The sequence below is a fragment of the Mesobacillus sp. S13 genome, assembly GCF_020422885.1.
Classification (GTDB): Bacteria; Bacillota; Bacilli; order Bacillales; family Cytobacillaceae; genus Mesobacillus; species Mesobacillus selenatarsenatis_A.
In genome coordinates this window covers 1,428,860-1,441,538 of the sequence record NZ_CP084622.1, presented here as the reverse complement: position 1 = coordinate 1,441,538, position 12,679 = coordinate 1,428,860, and the positions used below count along the sequence as shown (strand labels likewise).

The following is a 12,679-nucleotide window of genomic DNA, read 5'->3' as shown; positions in this document are numbered from 1 at the left end:
CTTCCCTCCTTTGTTAAGTAAGATTCATTATAATTTCAGATATTAAGTAAGATAGCTCATGAAAGCAGTAGCAATTCCAAAATAAATCAAGATACTGATGATATCGTTGATTGTGGTGATAAAAGGACCTGATGCGACAGCAGGGTCGATTTTCAACCTGTGCATGAGCAGCGGAACCAGCGACCCTGCCAGCGTTGCAATGATCAGCGTAATGAAGATGGAAATGCCGACTAACGCTCCGAGGAATAATTCACCTTTCCAGAAATACACAATAAATGTGACAAGGATACCACAAACGGCTCCAGTAATGAATCCAGTTCCCGCTTCTCTCAGGATAATGTTCCATTTGCTCTCTTTATCAAGGTCCCCCGTTGCAATTCCCCTTACAGCTACAGCCAGTGCCTGGGTTCCAGTATTCCCCGCCATACCGGCGATAAGCGGAATGAAAACTGCCAAAATAGCTACCTTATCCAAAGTATCCTCAAATCTACCAATCAAGCTTGCCGTGAACATGCCCAAAAAAAGCAAAATGATGAGCCATGGCAGACGTTTCTTGGCAGCGGTTAACGGATTTCGGTCTACGGTATCAAGATCCGCGATACCTGCCAGCTTTGAGTAATCATCAGAAGCCTCTTCTTCCATTACGTCGATGATGTCATCAACCGTTATGATTCCTAGAAGATGATTTTGGAAGTCCACGACAGGAAGAGCAAGGAAATTATAATCTCTCATCATCCGGGCGACTTCCTCCTGATCCTCTCCAACAGACACGGATACAACGCGATCATTCATGACCTCTGCAATCATCGTTTCATCATCCGCCACAATCAGGTCTCTCAAAGATATAACACCAGCCAGCCTTTTATCTTCATCAATAACAAAAATATAATAAATCGTCTCAGCTTGAGGCGCTTCTTTTTTCAGGATATACATGGCTGATCTCACCGTCTGGTTGGCAGAGATCGCAATGAATTCTGTTGTCATGATACTTCCGGCTGTGTATTCTTCATAATGCAGCAAGTCCTTGATTTCCTGTGCTGCCTCTTCGTCCATAATCGTCAAATAACTGGCAACCTGATCTTTATCAAGTTCATTCAATACATCTACTGCGTCATCCGCATACATATTTGAAAGCATATCAGCCGCGTAATTAGGATTCATCTGGGCCAACACATCTTTAAAATCTTCTTCATCGGCTTCCAGGTTCTCGAATAGGTCGGCCATCTCTTCTGGTGAAAGGAAAATATATACTTTCGCACGATCCTCATCATCAAGCTCACTGAAAAATTCGGCCTGGTCATATGGATGCAAGTCTAAAAATTCCGCACGGAAATCATCAATTTTTTCAGAGTAAAGTGCTTCCATCAGCAGTTCAGTATTGATTTGCTGTCTAGATGCTGATTCTTGACGTTCTTCAGACATACACCTTACCCCCTTTCCTTTATGTACATTTCATTATACTAGCATTTATTAAATTCTTTGTCTTTTATCTACTCTTTTTCATTTAAAATTAATTGGGCAACATATGTGAGATGCAGGATTATTTAGTATGTCTTTTTTCTTAACATTCCCTTTTTTGAAGTAAAATTGTCTTTTTTTCCGAAGGTGAAGACGAACAATTAAGGAGGAATCCATATGAACCTCGATATAATTGGGGATATCCATGGCTGTTTTGTTGAATTTGAAGAACTCACTAAAAAAATGGGATACAACTGGAGCACTGGCCTTCCTGTTCATCCTGATGGCCGTCAACTTGCTTTTGTCGGTGATCTGACTGACCGCGGACCGGAATCCATAAAAACTGCAAAGCTGGTATGGGATTTAGTTGTAAATAAAAAATCTGCTTTTTATGTTCCCGGAAACCATTGCAATAAATTGTACCGCTACCTGTTAGGAAATAAAGTCCAGACGACTCATGGACTTGAGACAACTGTTTCGGAATATATGTCGATGAATCCAGAGATGAAGAATGATTTCCGTGAAAAATTCCTCAGGTTATATGAATCTGCACCTTTATACCATGTCCTCGACCAGGGGCGCCTTGTGATAGCACACGCGGGGATCCGTGAAGATTATATAGGGAAAAATAACTCTAAAGTAAAAACATTTGTCCTCTATGGCGACATCACAGGGCAAAGCAATCCGGATGGGACTCCTGTCCGCCGTGATTGGGCAAAGAACTATCAAGGAAAAGCAGCCGTTGTTTATGGGCATACACCCGTTAGAGAGCCAAGAATTCTCAATAATACTTATAATATCGATACAGGAGCTGTTTTTGGCGGTAATTTGACAGCCTTGCGGTATCCAAAGATGGAACTCGTATCCGTTCCCTCCACCCTGCCATTTGTTCCGGAAAAATTCAGGGAGATAAAATAATACCCCGTATTGAAAAAGCTAACCATACATACGATGGTTAGCTTTTTCAGCTTTATTTTCCAATAAACATTTGTGTCCAGTAGTTCCCCTGTGTTGTATGCCCAACGCCAATATGCGTGTAGTTAGGACTTAAAATATTTTTCCTGTGGCCTTCACTATTCATCCATGCGTTCACGACTTCTTCTGCACTCTGCTGGCCCATCGCGATGTTCTCACCAGCTGAGTTGTATGATACCCCAAAGTCCCTCATCATATCGAACGGTGAACCATAAGTAGGACTCGTATGTGAAAAATAATTCTTTGCCTGCATATCATTGGATTTTTCCTGTGCTACATTGCTTAATGCTGTATCGGGCTGCAGATTTGGCAAACCATTTTTTCTGCGCTGTTCGTTGGTCAGGTCAATGACTTTTGCTTCAAACGCACTTAGCTCGGTACCAGAAGGTGTTGCTTTTTGCTCTGGCGCCGGTGCAGCTTCCTCTTGCGGAGTTGGTGCTGTTCTTTCCTGTGGTGCCGGTGCTGCTTGTTCAGGGGCTGGAGTTGCTCTTTCCTGTGGTGCCGGTGCTGCTTCTTGTTCAGGGGCTGGAGTTGCCCTTTCCTGTGGTGCCGGTGCTGCTTCTTGTTCAGGGGCTGGAGTTGCCCTTTCCTGTGGTGCCGGTGCTGCTCCTTGTCCAGGAGCTGGTATTGCCCTTTCTTGTGGTGTCGGTGCTGCTCCTTGTTTTGGTGCAGGAATTCCTCCCCTATTCAATTGAGGGAGTTCAACACCTGTACGGCGCTGCAATTCGGCCAGCATTTTATCCAGATCAGCTCGTTGCCCTTCTGTTAACGTCAGTCTGCCTTGTCCATTCATTTGTGTGTGTGGAAAATTAGAGCTCGGTATGCCCGTACTATAAGAGTTCGGGTCTATCGTAATAAATCCATCAGGCGTTTGCATGATTTCACTCGTTGCATTTCCGCCTTTTTGATTAAGCTTTTGATCATTTGTATTTCTTTTTGCTGTATTGACTTCTGCTCTTCGCCTTTGCTGCTTAATTCTATTTGCATCGTTATCCCAATAGCTTTCCTGGTTATTCCCCAGGGTGGTCATTCTGTTGTCACGTAAATCCATCGCTTCATCATTGTTGTTGCATGCTGCAAGCCCTAATAACATGACAGCGGATACTGCCATTACTTTTCCATGTTTATATATGTTCAAGTGGTGTTTCCTCCTTCATATATCATTCATTACTTCCTTATGATTTGATTTTTTTCACGGAAATATCTGATGAAATATTTGAGAGAAATGTAAAAAGGCAAATCGTGTTTAGCACGACTTGCCTTCATTAAGCACTTCTTCCATATCGTTGGGAAGATTTGCTGTAAAATGCATTGGTTTATGTAAAAACGGGTGGATAAAGGTAAGTTCCCTGCAATGCAATGCTTGCCTTTGCATTAAGTCTTTGTTACCGCCATACAAAGTATCACCTATCAGCGGATGGCCAAGGTAACTCATATGCACCCTGATTTGATGGGTTCTGCCTGTTTTTAGCCTGATGTTCATATGAGTGAACTCTCGATATCGTTTGATTACCTCAAACAAAGTACAGGCATATTGTCCTTCTGGATGCACAACCCGTTCAATGATGCTGTCTGGCTTTCTTGCGATTGGCGCTTCAATCATCCCTTCATCCTTTACAACATCCCCTACAGCAAAAGCTTCATATGTCCGTTTCACACCACCCGAACGCTGCTGCTTACTGAATAAATGATGAACATGACTATGTTTGGCAATCAGAACGAGTCCGGAAGTGTCCCTGTCAAGCCTGGTAACAATATGAGTCGTAGCGGAAATACCATTTCTCTCATAATATCCGATCAGTCCGCTCGCTAGGCTGCCGATCGGATGTTCCCTGGAAGGAATCGTATTCATCCCCGGAGGTTTGTTGATTACCAGCAAGTATTCATCCTCATATACAATTGAAAGCGGTAGTTCCTCCCCCTTCATCCCTTCTGATGGGATTTCGGGAGGGAATACAATTTTGACAACATCAGTGGATTGCAAAATATACCTGACAGTCACTTCTTGGCCATTCACCGAAATAAATCCACCCTTGAACTTGATGTCTGTCAGAGCAGATTTTGAAATTTCCTTCTCTTTGAGGTATTCCCTTAACATCTTCCCCTGATCAGCTTTTGCGGCTGTGAATTCAAGTGTGAAGTTTTTTGCCATATCAGCGGCTCCTGTCGTTTACATTCATTAGTACTGACTTGCTTGATTACTTTATTGATAAAACAGCTCTGAAACCTTCCTCCAAAATCGGAGTTGCTTAGCTATCTCTATACGTTATTCAAAAGGAGGTTCTTAGACATTTTGGGAGTTCATCAACCTTGAAATGTCTATAAAACACTACTTCTTAGACATTTTGGAAGTTCATCAATCTCGAAATGTCTATAAAACACTACTTCTTAGACATTTTGGACGTCCAACTACCTTGAAATGTCTATAAAACACTACTTCTTAGACATTTTAGACCGTCACCAATCTCCAAATGTCCATAAAAACCTACTTCTTAGACATTTCGGACCGTCAACAACCTTGAAAAGTCTATAAACCCCCGGTTTTTAACGTCCAATTAGGGTCCCTATCTCAAAAAGCTCTAATCACTATCAGAGATAAAGGAATCATGCACCCTTTTCCAGAATGGGAACGGGCGGAAACGGGCGAAGCGGATTTTCTCATCTGCTACGCGAAATTGAATCGATTTCACGTCTTTATGCAGAAGTGTCAAATGGTCAACCGTTACCTGGAAATCTGGTCTATTCACTGGTTTTAATGTACAGGTATGGTGATCAGGAAGAATCAGCGGTGATCCCACTGTCCGGAATACACGGTTATTGATGGAGGCCATTTCGGCAACCTGGATTGCCCTTAATGAAGGATGCAGGATGGCTCCGCCCAAAGCTTTATTGTAGGCTGTACTTCCTGAAGGTGTGGATACGCATAACCCGTCACCACGGAAGCGTTCAAAATGCTGCCCTCTGATTTCAACATCCATGACCAGGGTGCCTTCAACAGATTTGACGGTTGATTCATTCAGGGCTAGATACCTTGTTTCCCTCCCGCCATGCTGGTACCTGATGATAACCTCCAGCAATGGGTATTCAATCACCTGGTATGGCGTTTTGGCCACGGCGATGACAAGTTTTTCGATTTCTTCAGGGACCCAATCGGCATAAAAGCCCAAGTGCCCGGTATGTACTCCAATGAATGCTGTTTTGTCCAGCCTGCTGCTATATCGATGGAAGGCATATAAAAGAGTGCCATCCCCTCCTACCGAGATGCAAATATCCGGCTGGTCCTCATCATATTGTAGATCAAAGTCCAAAAGATACGTTTTCATTTTGTGCATCAACGTATTGGACCGGGAATCCCCTTTTGAAGTGATCGCAAATTTCATGTATCAAACACCCCTGCATTTCGGATTTTAACTATTTCTTCCCATCCTGCTGCATTTCTTTTTTTCGTGTAAAAAATGCTTGCGCATCCTGAATTTCCCCTCGGATGGTCGACATTTCTTCATCGAGCCGGAAAGCGGCCTCTGCTGCACGCTGCAGCCTGATCTTTATATCTTCCGGAAAAAGCCCCTTATATTTATAATTAAGCGAATGCTCTACTGTCGCCCAGAAATTCATCGCTAATGTCCTGATTTGGATTTCTGCCAGGATCTTTCTTTCGCCTCGGATCGTCTGGACAGGATAGCGGATTACCACATGATAAGAGCGGTAGCCGCTCGTTTTTTTATTTGAGATGTAATCCCTTTCTTCTACTATCTCAAAATCATTCCGGCTTCTCAGTAGTTCCACAACTGTCTTGATATCATCCACAAACTGGCACATGATTCTCAGGCCAGCAATATCCTGCATTTCTGAGTCAAGCTTATCCAGTGAAATTCCTTTTTGATGGGCTTTATCGAGTATGCTTGCAATAGGCTTTACCCTTCCCGTGACGAATTCAATCGGGGAATGGTCGGAATGGAGCTCATACTGGCTCCTGATTCCCTTAAGCTTTACCTTCAATTCTTCAACAGCATGCTTATAGGGTTCTAAAAATTGATCCCAGTGTTTCACTTCAGTCACCTCATCCGGTTCTATTCACGAAAGACTATGCCGAAGGTGCGGCAAATACCTGTTCCACTTTCGCGACCATTTCCTCTCCGTAATTGCTGTTTCCGGTTATATTCTCAATCAGATATTCCATTTCACTTTGGAAGCCATCCAGTTTTAGTTTTCCGTTTTTATTCGTTAAAAACGTTTCAAGTCCTGCCTGGATACCATTCTGAATAACACTCCATGTGCCTTCAGGAATGGTGACGTATCGGTATCCTTCCTCTTGATCAACAATATAAACAAATGATAATTGATCGGAATCGACGAGCATTTGCCCTGTTGGAGCAAAAGCCGCAAGGTCAGTCTCTATGTTCGCGGAGAGATGTAATTCATTATTTTCAATTTTCGCGTCGGTAATTAAAATTCTTTGGCTCATTTCTTCAACCTCCATAATCTTTTTTATTTTATCATAACGAACCATTTTCTACTAAGGATTGAAGCATACCCGATTTAAAGAGATAATAAGGACAACATACTGGAAAGGGCGGAGAAATGTGAGCCAGAATATCGAAATAGAATTCAAGAACATGCTGACTCAAGATGAATTCCAATTACTTAGGATACACTTCTATATAGAGCCAGAGCAATTCAAAAAACAAACCAACCATTATTTTGATACAAACACATTCGCCTTGAAGGACAAAGGTTCTGCCTTAAGGATCAGAGAAAAAGGATCAAGTTTTGAATTGACATTAAAGCAGCCAGCTGAACAAGGATTGCTGGAAACAAACCAGATGTTGACGGCCAGCCAAGCTCAGAAGGCTTTGTCCTCTGGGCAACTCCCGGAAGGTGAAGTAAAACACGCAGTTTCAAAACTAATGCAAAACATAAATTCCCTGAACTACTTCGGATCGCTGACAACCGTCCGGGCAGAAGTTGAGTACAAAGGTGGATTAATTGTTTTGGACCATAGTTACTATTTAAATACAGAAGATTTTGAGCTAGAATATGAAGTGACGAATGAACCTGAAGGATATAAGGTTTTCTCTAAATTACTGGAAGAACTACAAATACCACTGAGACCGACCGATAATAAAATTAAAAGATTTTACGCTAAAAAATATAATCTTTTACAAGAATAGAACCAGGCAGGAGAAATATGATGAATGTTAACCAGTTAAAAGTCATGCTTGAATTGCAGGCGCTCCAAAACTTCAACCAGCCAACCAACCAATCAGGAAACGGACTTTTCCAAGAAATGCTTTCCGGCATCCTTATGAATCAAAGCGACTCCCTTGGTTCTACAGCCACTAGGTTGGAAGAGTTATTTGACAATGCTCAAACTGCGGTTAACAACTTCCCAAAACAGAACATTGCACAGATGCTTCCTCCATTCCAACTGACTAAGGTGGCAGGCAAAACCACAGCGGATTTCGACGGAATAATTGATCAGGCTGCTTCTATGTTCAATATTCCAGCCAAGCTCATTAAATCCGTCATTCAAAAGGAATCGAATTTCAATCCAAATGCCATCAGCCATGCCGGTGCTTCAGGACTGATGCAACTAATGCCTGCGACAGCCAGGGGTCTTGGAGTTAAAAATGTATTTGATCCAGCGGAAAATATAATTGCTGGAAGTAAATATCTTCGTCAGATGCTCGACAGGTATGATAATAATCTGGAGCTTGCACTTGCAGCCTATAATGCCGGACCCGGAAATGTAGATAAATATGGCGGAATCCCGCCATTCAAAGAGACGCAAAACTATGTTCAAAAAGTCAAAGATGTTTTTTACGGCTAAGCCTTCTTAAAAGGATAATATTCCCGAATTTTTAAACCGCCTGTCAGTGGTAACAGGCGGCTTTTTTGTGTACATTATTAAAAAAGCGGAAGCGCCTTGGTCAGCCCCGACGAGCGCCCGGCTATAACGTGGGATGAAAACTGTCTAGGCTCTGGAGCCGAAAGCCATTCCCCGTTCAAAAGGATTTATATATTCAATAAATAAAGCAGTTTTTACAGAATTCAAGACGATTTGTTTGAGATATAAATTTAGCATTGCTACAATAAATAGCATAACTATCAAAGCTGAATGAAATTTCAAAATCTATTTTAAAGGAGTTATCAATATGGTTGAGAATAAGACCTTACCATTCGAAGCCATTGGCGAAAGGACACTTCACCGGCTGGTCGATGCTTTTTACCACCGAGTTGGAATGCATCCTGATCTTGCTCCTATATTCCCTGATGATTTAACGGAAACTGCTCGAAAGCAAAAGCAGTTCTTAACTCAATATTTAGGAGGACCACCCTTATATACCAATGAACATGGGCACCCCATGCTCCGTGCACGCCATTTACCGTTCGAAATTACGCCGACCAGAGCGACAGCCTGGCTCGCCTGCATGACGGAAGCCATGGATGACGTAGGACTTGAAGGACCTGTGAGGGAGGACTTTTACGCAAGACTTTACCTGACCGCCCAGCATATGATTAATACACCAGACGATGAAACTGGTGATAACCTATGAAACTGAGTCGGGAAAACCTTTTAAGCTATGACCCATCAGAGTTTTGCCACAGCCTGGATAAAAAACCTATTGAAATCTATATATTTGTCGACCCGCTCTGTCCAGAGTGCTGGGCACTTGAACCTATCATCAAGAAACTTCAAATCGAATATGGCAGGTATTTTTCCATTCGTCATGTATTAAGCGGCAAACTGGCCACCCTGAACATGAGCAGGAAAAAACGCTATGAAACGATTGCTGATCTTTGGGAAAAAACAGCTAGCAGAACGGGTATGTCCTGTGACGGATCTCTGTGGTTTGAAAACCCCGTGTCATCCCCATATTTAGCTTCGATTGCGATAAAGTCAGCTGAACTTCAGGGGAGAAAGAAAGGCATTCGATTCCTGCGTAAGCTTCAGGAGGTCCTTTTTCTTGAAAAACAGAATGTATCTAACTTCGAGGTGTTAAAAAATTGCGCTAGAAGCGTCGGTTTAGACGTAGAGGAATTTGTCACCGACATTCATTCTGAAACCGCTGCAAAAGCATTTCAGTGCGATTTAAAAATAACGAATGAAATGGATGTCCAGGAAATCCCGACTTTCGTCTTTTTTAATGCTAATGTCGAGGAAGAGGGAATCAAGATTACTGGTCTCTACCCTTATGAGGTGTACGTACAGATTCTTGAAGAAATGCTTCAGGAAAAGCCAGAGCGTGCACAGCCGCCGATGCTTGAACAATTTCTGAAGCAATATAAGATGGTCGCCTCGAAGGAAGTAGCAGTTGTCTATGACATGACCGTCCAACAGGCCGAGAAGGAATTGAAAAAATTAATGCTAAAACAACGAGTCGAACAAATCCCTGCTAAATATGGGGTGTTCTGGCGCTACCAAGAAGGATGACCGTGCATTTGCACGGTTTTTTTAATTAAGCTTGTATAGGCTTTCCTTTTGTTTGGGAATTGCTCAAGGAAAGATGGTTGGGTCGATTAATCTGGAATGTGGTCGATATATTTATAAATCCGCTGATATAATTCGTAATGTGGTCGATATATTCAAAAATCCGCTGATATAATTCGTAATGTGGTCGATATATTTAAAAATCCGCTGATATGTTGTAAGTAGTGAACGGTTATACAACAAAACGCGGATGTACGGCTCCAAATTGGTGTATATATATTTCCCCCTTTACCTAGATTCACAGGATTTGCACAGAAAAAGGCCTTGCAGCTCTCCAACTGCAAGGCCTCTTCTCTATTTTATACGAACAAAGGGGATGGGAGAAATTTTTCACGGTCAAACAAAGGGGTAAATGTTTGCTTGTGATCAACTTCACGCCATAAATATATCATATCCCTGCTCCTTATCACAATATCCTTGTGTGTTATTTCACAATATTGTCAAATACAGTTCATGAATGCCCGAAGGTAAGCATATAAATGAAATATAAAGTGATTCGGAGTGATTAAATTGGATAAACTAGGACTTTCTTTTATGGCTCTGTTCATACTTTTTTCATTTGTTCTTCATATACTTGGATTAATGCATCTCTTACCCATTTATCTAACTTCCCCTATCTTGTTTCTGTCTTTATTTATTTTACTGATATATTTAAATAACCGTAAAAAGTTCAAAGGTTTTTAACTATCTGCCTTCAAGATCTACGAGCTAATCGCATCAGGATATTTAATTCGACCTTATCAAAAAAACCGGCCGCGATAAACTGAGCGGCCGGTTTCATTATTTATGAAAGCAATGCTTCCATTTCGTTTAACTTTTCTTCAAAGACCTTCAATGCTTCCTGTATTGGTTTTGCACTTGTCATATCGACGCCTGCCTTTTTCAATACTTCGATCGGATAATCTGAGCTGCCTGATTTCAGGAAGTCAATATAGCGGTCAACAGCCGGCTGGCCTTCTTCAAGGATCTGTTTGCTGAGCGCCGTTGCTGCACTGAAGCCAGTCGCATACTGGTAAACATAGTAATTGTAGTAGAAGTGTGGGATTCTTGACCATTCAAGACCGATTTCTTCATCAATCATGATATCCTCTTCACCAAAATACTTTTTGTTTAGTTCGTAGTAGTCCTTTGTCAGTGAATCAGCTGTCAATGCCTCGTTATTCTGGGCTTTTTGGTGGATCATATGTTCAAATTCAGCAAACATCGTCTGTCTGAATACTGTTCCACGGAAGCCTTCGAGGTAATGATTCAATAGATACAGACGCTTCTGCTCATCATCGATGGTTTTTAGCATATAGTCATTCAATAATGCTTCGTTGCAAGTTGAAGCCACTTCAGCAACGAAAATTGAGTAGTTGCCGTAAGGATACGGCTGGGATTTTCTTGTGTAGTAGCTGTGTACGGAATGTCCGAATTCATGCGCCAGCGTAAACAAATTATTTACATTGTCCTGCCAGTTCATCAAAATATATGGATTTGTGCCATAAGCTCCTGATGAATAGGCTCCGCTGCGCTTCCCTTTGTTCTCATACACATCCACCCAGCGGTTTTCGAATCCTTCTTGAAGGATGTTGTTATATTCATCGCCAAGAGGCGCTAAACCTTTTAGGACATATTCCTTTGCTTCTCCATAAGGAATCTCCATCTTCACATCCTTGACAAGCGGTGTGTACAGATCATACATATGAAGCTTCTCGAGGCCTAATACCTTCCTGCGAAGCTTAACATATCTGTGAAGGAGATGCAGATTGTCATTCACCGTATTCACAAGGTTTTCATAGACACTTTCAGGGATATTGTTCGCAGCAAGCGCAGCATGTCTCGCAGAGTCATATTTGCGGATCCTTGCATTGAAGTTATCCTTTTTGATATTGCCGCTCAATGTGCTGGCAAAAGTATTCTTAAAGCTGCCATATGTTTTATACACAGCTTTGAAAGCATCCTCACGAACCCTGCGATCTTCGCTTTCCAGGAACCTGATGAAACGGCCGTGCGTGATTTCCACATCTTCTCCGTTCTCATCCTTAATGGAAGGAAATTCGAGATCGGCATTGTTCAGCATTCCAAATGTATTTGAAGGTGAGCTCATCACCTCGGAAGCCTGAGCCAGAAGTGCTTCCTCTTCAGCGGAAAGAATATGAGGGCGCTGAAGGTTGATTTCCTCCAATGCATGCTCATAAAGCTTCAATTCTTCTTTTTCATTCAGAAAGCCCTTGATCTTCTCTTCATCCACAGCAAGAATTTCTGGTACGATGAAGGCAAGCGCGCTTGCTGCTTGAGAATAAAGATTCTTGATACGGTCATCCATCCCTTGGTAAAAGGAATTGGTTGTGTCCTGGTCATAGCGCATATGCGCGTATGTATAAAGTCTTCCGAGACGCTCAAGCATTTTATCCTGCAACTGTAGTGCATTATATAGTTGTTCCGCGCTATCGCCTAGCTTGCCCTGATACTCCTGGACAGAAGGAATCAAGCCCTTCACTTCATTGAATTCTTGTTCCCATTGCTCATCAACTGCAAAAATATCCTCAAGTCTCCACGTATTCTCTGTGGAAACCTCGTCTCTTACTGGCAATTTCTTTACTGCAGATTCATTTGACATATGGATCCTCCTTACAACAATTTCGGAATTCGAAAAACTTTTCTAGTAACATATTCGCTAACGGATTCTTAATTCCTTCATTAATTTTAAGAACCAGAAAAGTTTTTTCGTATTTACATTCTCATTCTTAACTTCCTTATTTTACGCCTCCT

The 12,679-nt window shown here is 42.0% G+C and carries 11 protein-coding genes and 1 pseudogene; 5 read left to right on the top strand and 7 right to left on the bottom strand.

Translation table 11 applies throughout. The features are described from left to right. Positions 1-42 precede the first annotated feature (42 nt). The gene (gene mgtE / locus LGO15_RS07190; RefSeq protein WP_226087842.1) at positions 43-1,365 is read right to left on the bottom strand and encodes a magnesium transporter; all 1,323 of its coding nucleotides are present in this window, start codon (positions 1,363-1,365) and stop codon (positions 43-45) included. Positions 1,366-1,635: 270 nt separating this feature from the next. Between mgtE and prpE the strand changes: the two genes are divergently transcribed. Continuing rightward, a complete protein-coding gene (gene prpE / locus LGO15_RS07185; RefSeq protein ID WP_226087183.1) occupies positions 1,636-2,376 on the top strand; it encodes a bis(5'-nucleosyl)-tetraphosphatase PrpE in 741 nt (246 codons plus the stop codon). A gap of 52 nt (positions 2,377-2,428) precedes the next feature. Here the strand turns inward: prpE and LGO15_RS07180 are convergent. The 5 genes and pseudogenes from LGO15_RS07180 to LGO15_RS07160 form a co-directional block, all read right to left on the bottom strand. After that, positions 2,429-2,962: pseudogene (locus tag LGO15_RS07180) on the bottom strand (CAP domain-containing protein); the annotation flags it as partial. A gap of 717 nt (positions 2,963-3,679) precedes the next feature. After that, entirely contained in the window at positions 3,680-4,585 is a 906-nt protein-coding gene (locus LGO15_RS07175; protein WP_226087182.1) for an RluA family pseudouridine synthase, read from the bottom strand. A gap of 427 nt (positions 4,586-5,012) precedes the next feature. Next, a complete protein-coding gene (locus tag LGO15_RS07170) occupies positions 5,013-5,813 on the bottom strand; it encodes an NAD kinase (protein WP_167833807.1) in 801 nt (266 codons plus the stop codon). Between the two features lie 31 nt (positions 5,814-5,844). Then, positions 5,845-6,483 carry a GTP diphosphokinase gene (locus LGO15_RS07165; RefSeq protein WP_167833808.1) on the bottom strand — a complete coding sequence of 213 codons (639 nt, stop codon included), beginning with the start codon at positions 6,481-6,483 and terminating at the stop codon, positions 5,845-5,847. 34 nt (positions 6,484-6,517) lie between these two features. Then, entirely contained in the window at positions 6,518-6,898 is a 381-nt protein-coding gene (locus LGO15_RS07160) for a UPF0738 family protein (RefSeq protein ID WP_167833809.1), read from the bottom strand. A 118-nt stretch (positions 6,899-7,016) separates the two neighbouring features. Here LGO15_RS07160 and LGO15_RS07155 point away from each other — a divergent pair, with 118 nt between their 5' ends. The 4 genes from LGO15_RS07155 to LGO15_RS07140 all read left to right on the top strand — a co-directional run bounded on the left by LGO15_RS07155 (position 7,017) and on the right by LGO15_RS07140 (position 9,868). Further along, positions 7,017-7,604 carry a CYTH domain-containing protein gene (locus LGO15_RS07155; RefSeq protein ID WP_167833810.1) on the top strand — a complete coding sequence of 196 codons (588 nt, stop codon included), beginning with the start codon at positions 7,017-7,019 and terminating at the stop codon, positions 7,602-7,604. Positions 7,605-7,624: 20 nt separating this feature from the next. After that, positions 7,625-8,263 carry a lytic transglycosylase domain-containing protein gene (locus tag LGO15_RS07150; RefSeq protein WP_167833834.1) on the top strand — a complete coding sequence of 213 codons (639 nt, stop codon included), beginning with the start codon at positions 7,625-7,627 and terminating at the stop codon, positions 8,261-8,263. A 325-nt stretch (positions 8,264-8,588) separates the two neighbouring features. Next, positions 8,589-8,990: a globin domain-containing protein gene (locus LGO15_RS07145; protein WP_167833811.1), complete on the top strand. Its 402-nt coding sequence runs from the start codon at positions 8,589-8,591 to the stop codon at positions 8,988-8,990. Further along, a complete protein-coding gene (locus LGO15_RS07140; RefSeq protein ID WP_167833812.1) occupies positions 8,987-9,868 on the top strand; it encodes a ClpXP adapter SpxH family protein in 882 nt (293 codons plus the stop codon). The genes LGO15_RS07145 and LGO15_RS07140 overlap by 4 nt, the downstream gene beginning before the upstream one ends. An 841-nt stretch (positions 9,869-10,709) precedes the next feature. On the opposite strand, the gene pepF is transcribed toward LGO15_RS07140, so the two are convergent. Further along, on the bottom strand, positions 10,710-12,527 hold the full coding sequence (pepF, locus tag LGO15_RS07135) for an oligoendopeptidase F (RefSeq protein WP_167833813.1): 1,818 nt from the start codon (positions 12,525-12,527) through the stop codon (positions 10,710-10,712). Between the last annotated feature and the right edge of the window lie 152 nt (positions 12,528-12,679).

Coding starts and splice junctions, on each gene's coding strand:
- LGO15_RS07170 (WP_167833807.1), bottom strand. CDS start 5,813: ATGAAATTTGCGATCACTTCAAAAGGGGATTCCCGGTCCAATACGTTG.
- LGO15_RS07160 (WP_167833809.1), bottom strand. CDS start 6,898: ATGAGCCAAAGAATTTTAATTACCGACGCGAAAATTGAAAATAATGAA.
- LGO15_RS07145 (WP_167833811.1), top strand. CDS start 8,589: ATGGTTGAGAATAAGACCTTACCATTCGAAGCCATTGGCGAAAGGACA.
- LGO15_RS07140 (WP_167833812.1), top strand. CDS start 8,987: ATGAAACTGAGTCGGGAAAACCTTTTAAGCTATGACCCATCAGAGTTT.
- mgtE (WP_226087842.1), bottom strand. CDS start 1,365: ATGGAAGCACTTTACTCTGAAAAAATTGATGATTTCCGTGCGGAATTT.
- LGO15_RS07175 (WP_226087182.1), bottom strand. CDS start 4,585: ATGGCAAAAAACTTCACACTTGAATTCACAGCCGCAAAAGCTGATCAG.
- pepF (WP_167833813.1), bottom strand. CDS start 12,527: ATGTCAAATGAATCTGCAGTAAAGAAATTGCCAGTAAGAGACGAGGTT.
- prpE (WP_226087183.1), top strand. CDS start 1,636: ATGAACCTCGATATAATTGGGGATATCCATGGCTGTTTTGTTGAATTT.
- LGO15_RS07150 (WP_167833834.1), top strand. CDS start 7,625: ATGAATGTTAACCAGTTAAAAGTCATGCTTGAATTGCAGGCGCTCCAA.